Annotated in this window: 12 protein-coding genes and 1 tRNA gene; 8 read left to right on the top strand and 5 right to left on the bottom strand. The window is 65.9% G+C overall.

Features of this window, described 5'->3' with window-relative positions; translation table 11 throughout:
• The first annotated feature begins 5 nt into the window (after positions 1–5).
• The 7 genes from EYS42_RS06225 to EYS42_RS06195 all read left to right on the top strand — a co-directional run bounded on the left by EYS42_RS06225 (position 6) and on the right by EYS42_RS06195 (position 7,497).
• The gene (locus tag EYS42_RS06225) at positions 6–1,409 is read left to right on the top strand and encodes a cytochrome b (protein WP_130966977.1); all 1,404 of its coding nucleotides are present in this window, start codon (positions 6–8) and stop codon (positions 1,407–1,409) included.
• Between the two features lie 19 nt (positions 1,410–1,428).
• Entirely contained in the window at positions 1,429–2,196 is a 768-nt protein-coding gene (locus tag EYS42_RS06220) for a cytochrome c1 (protein WP_130966976.1), read from the top strand.
• A gap of 119 nt (positions 2,197–2,315) precedes the next feature.
• Complete coding sequence (locus EYS42_RS06215; RefSeq protein ID WP_125242292.1) at positions 2,316–2,930, top strand: glutathione S-transferase N-terminal domain-containing protein; 615 nt, start codon at positions 2,316–2,318, stop codon at positions 2,928–2,930.
• 30 nt (positions 2,931–2,960) lie between these two features.
• Positions 2,961–3,494 carry a ClpXP protease specificity-enhancing factor gene (locus EYS42_RS06210; protein WP_130966975.1) on the top strand — a complete coding sequence of 178 codons (534 nt, stop codon included), beginning with the start codon at positions 2,961–2,963 and terminating at the stop codon, positions 3,492–3,494.
• Between the two features lie 95 nt (positions 3,495–3,589).
• Positions 3,590–3,665: transfer RNA gene (locus EYS42_RS06205), tRNA-Thr, on the top strand.
• A 584-nt stretch (positions 3,666–4,249) separates the two neighbouring features.
• The gene (locus EYS42_RS06200) at positions 4,250–6,331 is read left to right on the top strand and encodes a TonB-dependent receptor (RefSeq protein WP_207301118.1); all 2,082 of its coding nucleotides are present in this window, start codon (positions 4,250–4,252) and stop codon (positions 6,329–6,331) included.
• A complete protein-coding gene (locus EYS42_RS06195) occupies positions 6,328–7,497 on the top strand; it encodes a PepSY-associated TM helix domain-containing protein (protein WP_130966974.1) in 1,170 nt (389 codons plus the stop codon). Before EYS42_RS06200 ends, EYS42_RS06195 begins: the two co-directional genes overlap by 4 nt.
• Positions 7,498–7,576: 79 nt before the next feature.
• On the opposite strand, the gene EYS42_RS06190 is transcribed toward EYS42_RS06195, so the two are convergent.
• The 5 genes from EYS42_RS06190 to EYS42_RS06170 all read right to left on the bottom strand — a co-directional run bounded on the left by EYS42_RS06190 (position 7,577) and on the right by EYS42_RS06170 (position 14,815).
• A complete protein-coding gene (locus tag EYS42_RS06190; protein ID WP_245503526.1) occupies positions 7,577–8,887 on the bottom strand; it encodes a TolC family outer membrane protein in 1,311 nt (436 codons plus the stop codon).
• A 115-nt stretch (positions 8,888–9,002) separates the two neighbouring features.
• Positions 9,003–9,656 carry a protein-L-isoaspartate O-methyltransferase family protein gene (locus tag EYS42_RS06185; protein WP_130966972.1) on the bottom strand — a complete coding sequence of 218 codons (654 nt, stop codon included), beginning with the start codon at positions 9,654–9,656 and terminating at the stop codon, positions 9,003–9,005.
• A gap of 79 nt (positions 9,657–9,735) precedes the next feature.
• Positions 9,736–12,945, bottom strand: a complete 3,210-nt coding sequence (locus EYS42_RS06180) for an efflux RND transporter permease subunit (RefSeq protein WP_130966971.1) — start codon at positions 12,943–12,945, stop codon at positions 9,736–9,738.
• A 3-nt stretch (positions 12,946–12,948) separates the two neighbouring features.
• Positions 12,949–14,112: an efflux RND transporter periplasmic adaptor subunit gene (locus tag EYS42_RS06175; RefSeq protein WP_130966970.1), complete on the bottom strand. Its 1,164-nt coding sequence runs from the start codon at positions 14,110–14,112 to the stop codon at positions 12,949–12,951.
• 4 nt (positions 14,113–14,116) lie between these two features.
• Positions 14,117–14,815 (bottom strand): TetR/AcrR family transcriptional regulator, encoded by a 699-nt coding sequence (locus EYS42_RS06170; protein ID WP_130966969.1) that lies wholly within the window; start codon positions 14,813–14,815, stop codon positions 14,117–14,119.
• A gap of 117 nt (positions 14,816–14,932) precedes the next feature.
• Here EYS42_RS06170 and EYS42_RS06165 point away from each other — a divergent pair, with 117 nt between their 5' ends.
• On the top strand, positions 14,933–15,847 hold the full coding sequence (locus tag EYS42_RS06165) for a histone deacetylase family protein (RefSeq protein ID WP_130966968.1): 915 nt from the start codon (positions 14,933–14,935) through the stop codon (positions 15,845–15,847).
• The last annotated feature ends 33 nt before the right edge of the window (positions 15,848–15,880 follow it).

Below are 15,880 nucleotides of genomic sequence, written 5' to 3'. Positions count from 1 at the left end.
AACACATGGCTGAATTCAAAACCGCACCGGCTGGCGCCACAGCCGGCGAGAAGCTGATGACCTGGGTCGACAACCGATTCCCGGCCACCAAGCTCTACAACGAACACGTGGGTGAGTATTACGCGCCCAAGAACTTCAACTTCTGGTACTTCTTCGGCTCACTGGCCATGCTGGTGCTGGTGATCCAGATCGTCACTGGCATCTTCCTGGTGATGAACTACAAGCCGGATGCCAACCTGGCCTTCGCCTCGGTGGAATACATCATGCGTGATGTGCCCTGGGGCTGGCTGATCCGCTACATGCACTCCACGGGTGCATCGGCCTTCTTCGTGGTGGTGTACCTGCACATGTTCCGTGGCCTGATGTACGGTTCTTACCGCACGCCGCGCGAACTGGTCTGGATCTTCGGTTGCCTGATCTTCCTGTGCCTGATGGCAGAGGCCTTCATGGGCTACCTGCTGCCCTGGGGCCAGATGTCCTACTGGGGCGCCCAGGTGATCATCAACCTGTTCGCGGCCATCCCCTTCGTCGGTCCTGACCTGGCCATCCTGATCCGCGGCGACTTCGTCGTGGGCGATGCCACCCTGAACCGATTCTTCGCGCTGCACGTGATCGCTGTGCCTCTGGTCCTGCTGGGCCTGGTGGTGGCCCACATCATTGCGCTGCACGAAGTGGGTTCGAACAACCCCGATGGTGTGGAAATCAAGCAAGGCCCGAAAGATGCCAACGGCAACCCGCTCGACGGCGTTCCGTTCCATCCCTACTACACCGTGCACGACGTGCTGGGTGTGGTCGGCTTCCTGATCTGCTTCTGCGCGGTGATCTTCTTCGCACCTGAATTCGGTGGCTACTTCCTGGAGCGCCCGAACTTCATCCCCGCCGACCCGTTCAAGACGCCCGCACACATCGCCCCGGTCTGGTACTTCACGCCCTTCTATTCGATGCTGCGTGCCACCACCGACCTGATGGTCAACGTGCTGAGCGTGCTGATCGGCATTGGCGCCATCCTGAACCTGATCAAGGGCAAGGGCGATGGCAAGACCAAGGTCGCTGCGCTGATCGGTGCTGCCGTGCTGATCGGTCTGCTCAAGACCTTCGAAGCCAAGTTCTGGGGTGTGGCCGTGATGGGTGGTGCTGTGGTGATCCTGGCCTTCCTGCCCTGGCTGGACCACAGCCCGGTCAAGTCGATCCGTTACCGTCCTGACTGGCACAAGCTGGTGTATGGCGTGTTCGTGATCAACTTCGTCATCCTGGGCTACCTGGGTGTGCAACCTCCGTCGCCCACCGGTGAGATCGTGTCGCAGGTCGGCACCCTGATCTACTTCGGCTTCTTCGTCCTGATGCCTTTCTGGAGCCAGATGGGCACCTTCAAGAAGGTCCCGGACCGCGTCACTTTCACGCCGCACTGATCGCCGGGAGAACATTCACATGAAAAAGATCCTCGCAACCCTGCTGGCCACGTTGGCCCTGGTGACTGGCGCTCAGGCCGCCGGTGGCGGCTTCCCGCTGGACAAGTTCCCGCAAGAGCGTGTGACGAATCTGGCCGCCCTGCAAAACGGCGCCAAGCTCTTCGTGAATTACTGCCTGAACTGCCACTCGGCGGCCTTCATGCGCTACAACCGCCTGAAGGACATCGGTCTGACCGAAGAACAGATCAAGGCCAACCTGCTGTTTGCCACCGAGAAGGTCGGCGAAACCATGGTGGTTTCGTTGAGCCCGAAGGACGCCAAGGAATGGTTCGGCGCCACCCCGCCTGACCTGACCCTGGTGGCCCGCTCGCGCGCCAGCCACTCCGGCACCGGCCCTGACTACCTGTACACCTACCTGCGTACTTTCTACCGCGACGACACCCGTCCGACCGGCTGGAACAACCTGGTCTTCCCGAACGTGGGCATGCCCCACGTGATGTGGGAACTGCAGGGTCAGCGTGCGGCCAACTTCGTCGAGAAGGCCGATCCGCATGACGCCGCCAAGAAGATCCACGAGTTCGAGCGCTTCGAACAACTGACCCCGGGCAAGATGAGCCCGCAGGAGTTCGACTCGAACATGGCCGACCTGGTCGCTTACCTGACCTGGATGGCCGAACCCAATGCGCAGAACCGCGTGCGCATCGGTGTGGGTGTCATGATCTTCCTGTTTGGCTTCTTCTTCATCGCCTGGCGTCTGAATGCAGCCTTCTGGAAAGACGTGAAGTGATGACGAGGCGCCTTCCTCGCTGAAGGCCCTCCGGCGCAGTGCTCGCCCCTCGATGGGCGCCACTGCGCCTCGTTGTTTTCGGGCTTCGGCCTTGACTGACCTCTGAGGATTACACCGCCATGATGGTGCTTTACTCCGGCACGACCTGCCCTTACTCGCATCGCTGCCGCTTCGTGCTGTTCGAAAAGGGCATGGATTTCGAAATCCGTGACGTGGATGTGTTCGCCAAACCCGAAGACATCGCCTTGATGAACCCGTACAACGAGGTGCCCATCCTCGTCGAGCGTGACCTCATCCTGTACGAGTCGCACATCATCAACGAGTACATCGACGAACGCTTCCCGCACCCGCAGCTGATGCCAGGAGACCCGGTGGCCCGCGCCCGCGTGCGCCTGTTCCTGCTGAACTTCGAAAAGGAGCTGTTCGCCCACGTGAACCTGCTGGAAGGCCGTGGCGGCTTGAAGGGCAACGACAAGCAGCTGGAGAAGGCCCGTTCGCAGATCCGCGATCGCCTCACGCAGCTGGCCCCGATCTTCCTGAAGAACAAGTACATGCTGGGTGACGATTTCTCCATGCTGGACGTGGCAATTGCCCCCCTGCTGTGGCGTCTGGATTACTACGGCATCGAACTCTCGAAGAATGCCCTGCCGCTGCTGAAGTATGCTGAGCGCATCTTCTCGCGTCCGGCCTACATCGAAGCACTGACGCCTTCCGAGAAGGTGATGCGCAAGTAAGCGCGCCTTGTCGACGACCACACTGCCTACATGACCACCAGCCAAGACGCCGAAGCCCAGGGAAGCTCCACTCGGCCTTACCTGATCCGCGCCCTGCACGACTGGTGCACCGACAACGGCTTCACGCCGTACCTGGCGGTGTACGTTGACCAGAGCGTTCAGGTGCCGAAGGAGTACGTCAAGAACAACGAGATCGTGCTCAATGTCAGCTTTGACGCCACCAGTCAGCTGCAGTTGGGCAATGAGTTCATCGAGTTCAAGGCCCGCTTCGGCGGCGTGGCGCGCGAGATCATCGTGCCGGTGGACCACGTGATCGCCATCTACGCCCGCGAGAACGGGCAGGGCATGGCGTTCCCCGTGCCACAACCTGTCACCGATGCCGAGGCAACGAGTGCCGATGATGCACCCCGCACCTCGGCCGAATCGCCTCGCAAAGGCGGGCTGCGATTGACGCCAGTGGCGGAGACCTCGCAGGCCGACGATGCCGACGAGCCCGATGACGGCGGTGACGAGCCCACGCCGCCGCCAGCCGGCGCGCGTCCGGCGCTTCGTCGCGTGAAGTGACGGTGTTGTCCCTCGGCTGCACGCCCCTCCGGTGTGTGGCGCAGGCCCGCCAGACCGCGTCTGACGGGCCTTTTGTCTTGTAGAATGCAAGCGGCGCCGGCTTAGCTCAGTTGGTAGAGCAACCGCCTTGTAAGCGGTAGGTCGTCAGTTCGAACCCGACAGCCGGCACCACCCCCATTTTCACACCCACGATGCACGCCCTTCGCCGCGCTCGCCTCCTGACCTGCCTGGTCGTGGCGTTGTTGTGGTCGGTTTTGGGCTGGTCGGCACTGGCACCGGTCTGGGCCAGTTCATCACCCCAACTGCTGGGTGCCATCTGTGCCGCGGCCCCTGACCGCGCGGGCAGTGCCCTGGGTGCCGACCGTGCGAGCCTCGACGCGGGTGGCTCGGCATCAGACGCGACCGGCCTGCTGGCGTCGCTGCACTCCCTCGATTGCGCGCTGTGTCTGCCTTTTGCCGCTCCGCCTGGCGCATCGCAGGCGCATCTTCCGGCGGCGAACGTCGCCAACGCGCAGACGCCCACTGACGATGCGCTTGAGCCCCACACTGCACCTGCATGGCGGTGGTCCGCTCGAGGGCCGCCTCGGTCTGCCTGATTGTTCAAGGTGCGCCTGAACGGGCGCTTGGTCCCTGCCTGTGGCAGGGCGCTTTGAGAATCAGCGGGCACGTTGGCGCGGTCCGGTTGGGCACCCAGCCTGCACCTGACCCTGTGGGGTCGGTGCGTCCGGCCTCCTGCGTCCCGCACGGAGATCGCAGTGAATCAGAACTTTCAGACCATCCACCGTCCCTGCCTGCGGGGGGGCATTCGGTTGAACGTGTGCGCCGCGGCCTGCCTGGCCGCCTTGAATGCGTTGGGTACAGCCCAGGCGCAAGCCCTCGATGACGTGACCGTGGTGGCGCCCCGCACGGTGTCGCTGCCCTCGCGACAGATCCTCACCTCGGTCGACGCCATCGGTGCTGAGCGCCTGGCCGGCCAGCACTTTGCCCAGAGCTGGGAGGTGCTGGGCCTGATGCCCGGCGTGCAGCTCACCGAGTTCCGCCTGGGTGCTGAATCGGGCAAGCCCTCGTTCCGAGCTTTCAACGGCGAGGGGTACATCAACGGCGTCAAGCTGCTGATCGATGGCGTGCCCAGCAACGTGAACAGTGGCAACCTGCGCCATTTCGACATGGTGGTGCCGCTGGACCTGGAATCGGTGGAGGTGATCAAGGGTACCAATGACCCCCGCTACGGCCTGCACAACATCGGGGGCAACGTGCAGCTGTTCACCCGCCAGGGTGGCCGTTACAGCGAAGGCCGTGTCACGGTGGGCAGTTGGGGTGCCCGCGAGGTGCAATTGGCGCTGGGTCGTGAAGGGCCGCGGTGGTCGCAGAACTACGCCTTGCAGCACCAATACACCGAGGGCCACAGAGACCATGGCCGTTCGGAGAAACTGGCGGCCAGTGGCAAGTGGACGTTCCGGCCGAACTCGGCTTGGACCCTGGGCGTCACGGCCCGGCTGTCGCAGCAAGATGCACAAGAGGCGGGTTACCTGACCGCGGCCGAGCTGGCGGCTGACCGTTTCCAGTCGGCCGCCCGCAATGCCAATGACCACGACGACCGTGCCATGCAGCACCTCAGTGTCCGCGTGGGCCACCAGCCGACCGACGATCTGCAGTGGAGCAGCCTGCTGTACGTCAACAGCATCGACGATGATCGCTTCGTGACCTACACAGGTTACAGCGGCTCGAATGCGCCACGTCAGCGCAGGCATTGGGTGGAAGACCAGTCGGGCTGGATCGGTCAGCTCACCTGGCGGCTCAACGAGCGGCTCACGCTGGAGGCTGGTGCCAACCTGGAGCAGCAGGCCAACCGCTACCAGCGGTATTTCTACGCCTTTGCGGTGCCGACCGATTTCTCTACGCCAGCCACCACCTCGAATGACGCGAACTACTCGCTCGACAACGTGGGTGCCTACATGCAGGGCGTGTGGAAGCCGTTGCCCGGTTGGAAGGTGGTGCCAGCCTTGCGCATGGACCAGTTCACGGGCCATGTGCGCTACAACGCCACGGGCAAGGCCGCCAGTCTGAAAGATTACGGCTGGATCCCTCAGCCCAAGCTGAGTGTGGTGCACGCCTTGAATGCGCAGGCCAACGTGTACGCCAACTGGGGCAAGACCTTCCAGATCCTGACCGGGTCGGGCAGCAATGCCTACCCCAGCACGCCGCCTGCCAGCACCGAGCCTTCCATCAACACCGGCTACGAGCTGGGCAGCCGTTGGCAGTGGGCTCCGCAGTCGGAAGCCCGTCTGGCATGGTGGCGTCAAGATGCCACAGACGAGGTCGCCAACCTGCCCAGCGCAGGCGTCGCACAGCAACTGGGGGCCACCCGTCGAGAAGGCGTGGACCTGTCGGCCTCGGCCACCGTGGCTGATCACTGGAAGCTGTGGGCTTCGCAGTCGTGGCAGCAGGCCAAGGTGCGGGGGGGTTATGCACTGGCCAGCACCTCGGTGGCCGGCAAGGAGGTGTTCAGCACGCCGCGCTATGTGGCCAATGTGGGCATGGCATACAGCGGGCTGCCTGGCTGGGTGCTGGGTGTGCAGGGGCGGGCACAAGGCTCTTACTTCATCGACGACCTCAATGCCCAGGGCAAGCACGGAGGGCATGTGCTCTTCGATGCATCGGTGCGGCATGCCTTGAGCCCGACCGTGAGCGTGGACCTGCAGGTGAAAAACCTGCTGAACCGCCGCCACGAGTACGTGTGGTGGGACAACTTTTTCTGGCCTTCCGGGGCGTACCAACCCATGTTCTCGCCCGGTGCGCCGAGGGCGGTGTACCTGTCGGTGCAGGTGAGCCTGTGAGGGGCTGGCTGACCTGGCTGCATCGGTGGCTGGGCCTGGCCTTGTCGGCGGTGGTCGGTGTGCTCGCTCTGACCGGGTCCTTGCTGGTGTTCTACCCCGAGATCGACCTGTGGCTGCACCCTCAGTGGCAGGCCGCGGCAACCGGCGGGGATCATGCGGGCAGGCATCGCCCAGCCCCGGACGCTCTGCCGGTTCCCGGGGTGGTGCAGCAGCAGTGGCAAGCGTTGCGGGCACACCATCCCGATCGCGTGGGCTCCTGGCGCATCGAGATGCCTTTGCAGCCCGGCTGGCCCGCCCAGGCGCGCTACATGAAGCCTGCTGAAACCCAGGGGCGTGAGTTCGCGCCCTTGATGGTGATGTTGGCGCCCGACCGGGGTGAGGTGCTGGCCGAGCGCTTCTGGGGCCAGTACCTGGTGACCTGGCTGTACGACCTGCATTACACCCTGCTGCTGGACCGCGCCGGGCGAACGGTGCTGGCCATCTTGGGTTTGGCCACCGTGCCCCTGATGGGCGTGGGCTTGTGCCTGTGGTGGCGGGCCAGGCGTCCTGGCAGGGCCTTGCAGGTGCGTTGGCGCGGCCGGGCGCAGCAGTGGGTGTATGACCTGCATGGTGTGCTGGGTGCCCTCGTGTTGCCCGTGTGGTTGCTGCTGGTGGGCACGGGTGTGATGCTGGCCGAGCCCGACTGGTTCAAGCCCCTGCTGCAGAGGGTGTCGAGCGTGCAGCCTGCCCCTTCGTTTCACGCGCCTGACTTCGAGGTCGGGCAGGCCACCATGACCGCGGACACGGTCATCGCCCGTGCACAGGCCCAGTTCCCGGGGGCCGAGTTGCGCTGGGTCGAGACACCAGGGCGCGGCATGCCGGTGTGGCGCGTGCGGCTGTGGCAACCTGACGAGCCCGGCCGGCGGTTTCCGCGCAGCCTGGTGTGGGTGCACGCGCAGACGGGAGAGGTGCTGGCCGTGCGCGACCCGGCCCGGCACTCGGGCGCCGAATCGGTGCTGGCCTGGCTGCACCCGCTGCACAGCGGCGAGGCCCTGGGCCTGGTCGGGCGTGTGGCGGTGCTGCTGGCCGGCGTGGCCTGGCTGCTCAGCGTGGGCACTGGGCTGATGCGCTGGTGGCACAAGCGGCGAGGGCGCCTGCATCGCTCGCGCGTTGACTTGAGCCCATGAAAAAGGCGCCCGAAGGCGCCTGATGGACCCAAGGGCACCCGCCGGGTGCCCCGCCCGCACATCGGCGGGATCCGCGGGATCAGCGGGTCAGCAGCTTGTTGAGGTTGTCCAGGTCTTCGGCCTTGAGGCTGCCGCTGAGCTGGCGCAGCTTCATGGTGCCCACGATCACGTCGTAGCGAGCCTTGGACAAGTCGCGTTGGGTGGTGGCCAGGGCGGTCTGGGCGTCCAGCACGTCCTTGTTCACGCGCACGCCCACACGGTAGCCCAGTTGCGTGGCTTCCAGGGCCAGCTTGGCCGAGGCTTCGGCTGCTTCCAGGGCCTTGACCTGTGCCTGCCCGGACTGCACGCCGAAGAAGGCCTGGCGGGTGGCCAGGGCCATGCTGCGGCGGGCGTTATCCAGGTCACGCTCGCTCTTGGTCAACAGAGAGGCGCTTTCCTTGATGCGGTTGGTGGTGGCAAAGCCGGCGAACACTGGCACGTTCACTTCCACACCGATGGAGGCATTGGTGCCCGTGCTGGACGCCAGCGCGGCCGAGGCCGAGCCATCGACCTCGGTGCGGCTGATGGTGCCCACCAGGTCGGCGGTGGGCAGGTGCTCGCCTTGCGCCTTGCCAGATTCGATGCGTGCGATGTCCAGGGCGACCTGAGCCTTGACCACATTGGGTGAGTCGGCCGTCAGGGCCACCCATTCGTCGGCAGTGGCGGGGCTCAGTACCGGGCTTTGTGCCGGTGCGGCCAGCGGCAGCGGCTGAACATTGCTCAGGCCAACCAATTGGTCCAGCGCGATCGACTTGACCTTCAGGTCGTTCTCGGCTGCGATTTCCTGCGCGGTGGCCAGGTCAAAGCGGGCCTGGGCTTCGCGGGTGTCGGTGATGGTGGCGTTGCCGACTTCGAAATTGCGCTTGGCCGATGCCAGCTGCTCGGCCAGGGCCTTCTTGTTGGTCTGGGCCGTGGTCAGGGCATCGCGGGCGCCCAGCACGTCGAAATAGGCCTGCGACAGACGCACGATCAGGTCGGATTCGGCCACACGAAGCTCGGCCTGGGCGACTTTCAGTGATTCTTCTGACTGCTGAATCGAAGTGGTCACGCCCTTGTTGTACAGCGACTGACGGGCCTGCAGGGCCAGTGACTTGTTCGTGAAGTGGAACTTGTCGACATTGCCCAACTGGAAGTTCTTGTTGGCCGGCTCGAACTGGTTGCGCGAGATCGAACCTTTCAGGCCCACATTGGGCAAGTTGGCCGCCTTGGCCTGTTCAACCTTGTACCCGGTGGCCTCTGCCTGGGCCTGGGCGGCCAGGAAGGCCGCGTCGTAGCCGCGGGCCGTCTGGTACAGCTCGCTCAGGCTCTGGGCGCTGGCGCCTGCCGCCCAGCAGGATGCAAGCAATGCCACGGCCGCCGCAGTGCGGCGCAGGCTCGAAGCGGGACGTTGGCAGGGACCGTGATGCAACATGGGTTTCCTTTGGGATCGACTCGAACAGGCCAGGGCGGTGGGGCCGATACAGGGGTCAGAAAGTGAAGCCAGCTTCGGCAGCCATGCGGTCCAGCGGGGTGGCCACGGTGTCGAAGAGGCGGCGAGAGGTCAGGCTGCCATCAGCAGCCTTGGTGAACAGGGTGGCCTGCATGACCGGCTCACGGCCGACGATGGCCAGCAGGCGGCCGCCGGCCTTGACCTGGTCGAACAGGGTCTGGGGCACGGCGGTGACCGAGCCGGTCAGCACGATGGCGTCGAAGGGGCCTTGCGCCGGCAGGCCTTCGCTGCCTTCACCCAGGGCCACTTCGGCGTTGTGCACCTGGTTGTTGCGCAGGTTGGTGCGGGCGAATTCGACCAGCTCGGGGCGGTTTTCCATGGCGATCACGCGCTGGGCCTTGTGGGCGATCAAGGCGGCCATGTAGCCCGAACCGGCACCGATCAGCAGCACACGGTCGCGCTTGGACAGGTTCAGGTCCTGCACCATGCGGGCTTCCACGCGCGGGGCCAGCATGTTCTGGCCGCCGGGCAGGGGAATCTCGATGTCCATGAAGGCCAGGCTGCGGTGGGCGGCCGGCACGAAATTCTCACGGCGAACGACCGACAGCAGGGCCAGCACGGACGTGTCCAGCACGTCCCACGGGCGGATCTGTTGTTCGATCATGTTGAAGCGGGCTTGTTCGACGTTCATGGTGCGTTTCCAGGGTTGCCGGCAGGAACCGGTTGAATCTTGTCAGGGGGCAGCGCGCTGCACTGCCAAACCCGTTATTTTATGAAGTGCCACCGCCCTTGTCGGCGGAATTGAGCGGCTCGGTCGCCTTTTCAGTGCCGAAATGACCTGTGGATGAACGTCGACCGGCCCAGGCCGACAACCGATCAATGTAGCTGTAGACCACCGGCACGACCACCAGGGTCAACACCGAAGAAGCGATGACGCCCCCGATCACGGCCTGGCCCATGGGGGCGCGTTGCTCCGAGCCTTCCATCATGGAAAAAGCCAGCGGCACCATGCCGAACACCATGGCCAGCGTGGTCATGAGGATGGGGCGCAGGCGCACGCGGGCGGCCATGAGCAGGGCCTCGCGGCGGGGCAGGGCGGGCAGGGGCTCGCCGGTGCGCTCGTCATGGGCCTGGCCTGCGCGGGCCCGGTTGGCGAAATCGACCAGCAAGATGGCGTTCTTGGTGACCAGGCCCATCAGCATGATGATGCCGATGACCGAGAACATGTTGAGGGTCGAGCCGAACATCAGCAGGGCCAGCACCACGCCGATCAGGGTCAGGGGCAGGGCGCTCATGAGGGCCAGCGGCTGCAGGAAGCTGCGGAACTGCGAGGCCAGGATCATGTAGATGAAGATGACGGCCAGGGCCAGTGCCGACACCGCATAGGCAAAGGCCTCGGTCATGTCCTTGGTCGAGCCCCCGAAACGGCTGCGGTAGCCACTGGGGTAGCTCAGGCGGTCCAGGGCCTGGCGGATGTCTTTCGACACTTCGCCCACCGAGCGGCCGCTCACGTTGGCCGTGATCTCGATCTCACGGTTCAGGTCTCGGCGGTTCACCTGGGTGGGCCCCAGGTTGTTGCGCACCTCGGCCACCTGGCTCAGGCGCACCACCTGCGCGCTGCCGTCCGTGGCTGCGGGCAGCAGCAGCGGCGTGGCGGCGATGTCGTCGGCCGTGCGGCGTGCCTCGGGGGCCACCGACACGCGGATGTCGTGGTTGAGGTCGTCTTCCGAACGCCAGGTGCCAGCCACCTTGCCGCTGACCAGGATGTCGAGTGCGCGGCTGATGGCGGCCACGCTCAGGCCCCGGTCGGCGGCGGCGTCGCGGTCGACCACCACATCCACCGTGGGCTTGTTGGGTTTGAGGCTGCTGTCGATGTCGACCAGCCCTGGGATCTGCCGCAGGGTGGGCAGCAGTTCCGCGCTCAGGCGCTCCAGCGTGGCCAGGTCGCTGCCCTGCAGCGAAAAGGAAATCGGCTTCTGGCCGCCCAGGGCGTCGAGCACCCCCGCATGCGTGACGGTGATGCCCGGGATGCTGGCCAGGGTCTGTCGAAGGGGCACCGAGAGCTGGTCGACACTGCGCGTGCGTTCGGCCCGTGGCTTGAGCTTGACGTACAGCGTGACCTGGTTGCGCCCCTGGGCAAAGCCGGTGTTGATGGTGGCCACGGTGTACTGCACCTCGGGCATGCGTCGCACGGTCTGCTCGACCTGCCGGGTGCGGGTTTCGGTGGCCTCCAGTGATGTGCCTGTGGGCGTGTGGAACATCACATAGGTTTCCGAATAGTCGGCGCGGGGCACGAACTCGGTGCCCAGCAGCGGCACCAGGGCCAGCGCGGCCACCATGCTGCCGCCGGCGGCGCCCAGGGGCAGGCGGGGGTGGTCGAGGGACCAGGCCAGCAGGCGCTCGTAGCCCTGTGCCAGCGAGTCGGTGAAACGTTCAAAGGCGTGCGTGAGCCGGCCCAGGGTGCGGTCGTACAGGCCGGTGCCGGGCCGCGCGCCGATGGCCGGGTCGTGCCACACGCTCGACAGCATGGGGTCGAGCGTGAAACTCACGAACATCGAGATCAGCACGGCGGCCACGATGGTCAGGCCGAACTCGTGGAAGAACTTGCCGATCATGCCGCCCATGAAGCCGATCGGCAGGAACACGGCGACGATGGACAGGGTGGTGGCCAGCACGGCCAGGCCGATCTCCTGCGTGCCGTCGAGTGCGGCCTGCCAGGCCGATTTGCCCATGCGCACATGCCGCACGATGTTCTCGCGCACCACGATGGCGTCGTCGATCAGCAGGCCCACACTCAGGCTCAGGGCCATCAGCGTGACCATGTTGATGGAAAAGCCCATCAGGTCCATGAAGAAGAAGGTGCCGATGATGGAGATCGGCAACGTCAGCCCGGTGATGACGGTCGAGCGCCATGAATTCAGGAACAGGAACACGATCAGCACCGTGAGCACGGCGCCTTCGATCAGGGTGCGGCGCACGGTATTGACCGACACCTCGATCGGGCGGCTGCTGTCGCGCACCACCTGGGCCTGCATGCCAGCGGGCAATTCGGCCTGGGCCTCGGCCAGCGCCTTCTTGATGCCCTGGACCACGGTCAGGGTGTTTTCGCCCTGGGCCTTGAGCACCTCCAGGGCCAGGGCGCGTTCACCGCTGACCAGCGCCAGGCTGTCGCGCTCCTGTGGGCCATCGACCACCTCAGCCACCTGGGCCAGGCGGGTGGGCTGGCCGTTGCGGCTGGCCACGATCAGCTGGCGGAAGTCTTCCACCGTGCGCAGCCGGGCCGACACCTGCACCACGCGTTCGTTGTCGGCCGTGCGCACGCTGCCCGCGGGTTGGTCCTGGTTCTCGTTGCGCACCGCGTTGAGCACCTGCTCGGGTGTGACCCCCAGGGCCTCCAGCGCCGAGGGCTGCAGGTAGATGTTGATTTCGCGCTTGAGCCCGCCCACGAGGTTGACCGAGCCCACGCCGGGCACGTTCTCCAGGCGCTTGCGCAGCACCTCGTTGCCGTAGGTGGTCAGCGCCATGGGGCTGACCTGACCGCCGGGCGATGACAGGGTGAGGGTGATCACGGGCCGGTCGGCCGGGTCGAAGCGCAGCACACGGGCGTCTTTCACCTCTTCGCGCAACAAGGGCTTGAGCAGGGCGATCTTTTCGCGCACCTCGTCGGCCGCACGGCGGCTTTCGGTGTCCAGCGTGAACTGGACGATGACCACCGAGCTGCCCTCGTAGCTGCGCGATGAGATCTGGTTCACGCCGGCAATGGCATTGACGGCCTCTTCCACCTTGCGTGTGACCTCGCTTTCCACGATGGTGGGCGAGGCGCCGGGGTAGTCCATGCGCACGGCCACCGTGGGCAGGTCGACGTTGGGGAACTGGTCGATCTTCAGGCGCTGGTAGGAAAACAGGCCCAGCACCACCAGGGCGGCCATCATCATGGTGGCCAGCACCGGGTTGCCGATCGACAGGCGCGTGAACCACATGGTTCAGCCTTTCATGCCGTTGGCGCCGCCAGGGCTGCGTTGCACAGGCGTGCCTTCGCGCACCAGGCCCAGACTTTCACGCAGCACCTCGTCGCCCGCTTGCAGGCCCCGTGTGATGCGCACCACTCGGGCTTCGGGTGTGGGCGCCACATCAACCAGGTGGCCTTCGGCACCCAGCCCGACCGCCTGGTGCACCACGCGCCCCTGGCGCACCACCTGCACGAACGGCCCTTGCGTGCCCGTGTGCACCACGGTGCGCGGCACCAGCAGTCCGGTATCTCGCCCAAGGGTGAGCTGCCCGCGGGCGAACAGGCCCTGTCGCAAGGCCGGGTGGGCGGCCACGCTGAGGTAAACGGTCAGGGCCCGTGTCGCTGGCGCTGCGCTGGGGTTGATGCGCGCCACCTGAACAGCCAGGGGCTGGGGCACCCCGTCCACCGTGACCTGGCCGGGGGTTCCCGCCTGCAACTGCGCCACATCGGTCGGCTGCAGGCTCACTTCCATTTCCATGCGCGACAGGTCGACCACTTCGATCAACCGGGCATCGGGGTTCACATGTTCACCGGCCTGCACATGCTGCTTCGACACGGTGCCTGACAGGGGCGCCAGCACGCGCGTGTCAGCCAGGGCCTTGTCGGCCAGGCGGGCGTTGGCCTGCGCAGCCTGCCAGGTGGCCTGGGCCGCCTCGGCGTTGAACTGGGCCGTGTCCAGGGCCGTGCGCGAGATGAAGCCCTGGCCGACCAGGGCCTGCTGGTTCTCCAGCGTGCGCTGGGCGATGGCCAATTGCGCCTTGGCTGCGTCGGCCTGCTGGCGCGCCTGCTCCAGTCGGACCTGGGCATCACGGGCATCGAGCTGCACCAGCAGTTGCCCGGCTTTCACGGACATGCCTTCACGCACCCGCACCTGGGTCACTTCACCCGCTGTTCGGGCCTTGACCACGGCCGATTGCACAGCGCGGGCCGTGCCCGACACCGCGACGCTGCGCACCAGGGTCTGCTCGCTGACGCGCCACAGATCGGCATTGGCCAGAGTCAGGGCCCGGGACGTGCCAGCGTCAGTCTGTGCCAGGTTCGCCTGGGCCAGGCGCTTGGCCACGATGGTGCGCACCACGCCTGCAGTGCCCAGACCCACCACCAGCAGTGCGATCCACCAGCTTTTGTTCACGCGCATGGCCTCATCCTTCGCGCCCGGAGGGCGGCTGACGCAGACCCGACAGCAGCAGGTCGATCTGGGTGTTCATGAATCGCTCAGGCTCCAGCGGCATGGGGTTGTGCTGGCAGGTGGCCGTGCATTGGGGGTACAGCACCAGGAACTGGGCGGTGGCCATCAGGGCTTGCACCACGGCGGTCACTTCGACAGGCCGGAACTCCTGCCTGTCGATGCCACGCTGCACGGCGCGCGACACCAGCTGGTAGGTGGGCGTGATCACCTCGTCGACATAGAACTGGGCCAGCTCGGGCATGTTGCCCACCTCGGCCACGATCAGCTTGAAGATGCCGGCCGCGTGGCTTTGCCCAAAGCGCTGCCACCAGGTGTGCGCCAGCATCTTGAGCAGGTCGTCGGTGCCGCCTTGCCATTGATCGGACAGGTCGCGGCTGGCGTCGATCACCTCCACCAGGTAATGGCGGATCACGGCCTTGAACAGCTCGTCCTTGCTGGGGTAGTAGCGAAACAGCGTGCCCTTGGACACCCCGGCCAGCTGGGCCACGTCTTCGGTGCGTGTGGCCGCCAGCCCACGGGTGGTGAACTGGGTGTAGGCGGCCTCCAGCAGTTGCTGCGGTCGCTCGGCCTTGCGGCGTTGGCGGGTGGGCGAGGAGGGCTCGCACGCGGCCTCTGGGGAAGGAGGCTGCGGGCGCGCCATGCGATCGGGCATGTGCTGCTTAATGACTGGTCGGTCAGTAATGGTAGCCAGCCCGTGGGCTTGCGGTCAACCCAAGCGTGTCAAGCGGCTGTCGCCGTCGCAGCACAAAGGCGTCGTTATGCTGCCTCCATGCATGCTTTCCATTGCGATCGTTTCGATCCGCCCTTGCCCGAGGGGCATCGCTTTCCCATGGCCAAGTATCGCCTTCTGCGTGAGCAGGTGCAGGCCCAGCTGCCCGATGTGGTGGTGCAAGAGGCCCGCGCGGCCACAGAGGCCGAACTGCAGGCGGCGCACGATCCAGCCTACGTGGCGGCCGTGCTGCAAGGCACCCTGGCCCCGGAGGCCTGGCGCGAGATCGGCTTTCCGCATTCGCCCACCATGGTCGAGCGTTCATGCCGGTCGGTCGGGGCCACGCTGGAGGCCACGGCGCTGGCCCGCCTGCAAGGCGTGGCCTTGAACCTGGCTGGCGGCACCCACCACGCCCAGCGGGCCAAGGGCAGTGGCTTTTGCGTGTTCAACGACGTGGCCGTGGCGGCTGAGCAGGCCTTGCGCCATGGTGTGCAGCGCGTGGCGGTGATCGACCTGGACGTGCACCAGGGCAATGGCACCGCCGACATCTTTGCCGGGCGCGAGGAGGTGTTCACCCTGTCGCTGCATGGCGACAAGAACTTCCCGTTCCGCAAGTCGGCCAGCACGCTCGACGTGCCGCTGGACAAGGGGTGTGATGACGCCACCTACCTGGCGGCCCTGGACCTGGCCCTGGGCCAGCTCGAAACCGCCCACGCCCACCGTCCCTTCGGTCTGATGTACTACCTGGCCGGTGCCGACGCCCACGAGGGCGATCGCCTCGGGCATCTGGCCCTCACGGATGCCGGCATGGCCCTGCGTGACCGCCGCGTGCTGGAGCTGGCCGAGCGCTGGCGCGTGCCCCTGGTGGTGTGCATGGCCGGGGGCTACGGGCGTGACCTGGAGCGCATGCTGGCGGTGCAGTGGCAGACCGTGCGCCTGTGCTTCGAAAGCTGGCACGCCCGCCAGCGCGCCTGATCTGGCAGGCGCTTCGCCGTTGATCACCTTCGC

Source organism: Aquabacterium lacunae, from assembly GCF_004310865.1.
GTDB classification, from domain to species: Bacteria; Pseudomonadota; Gammaproteobacteria; order Burkholderiales; family Burkholderiaceae_C; genus Aquabacterium; species Aquabacterium lacunae.
The sequence above is the reverse complement of the archived record's forward strand: the minus strand, read 5'-3'. Positions and strand labels throughout refer to the sequence as shown.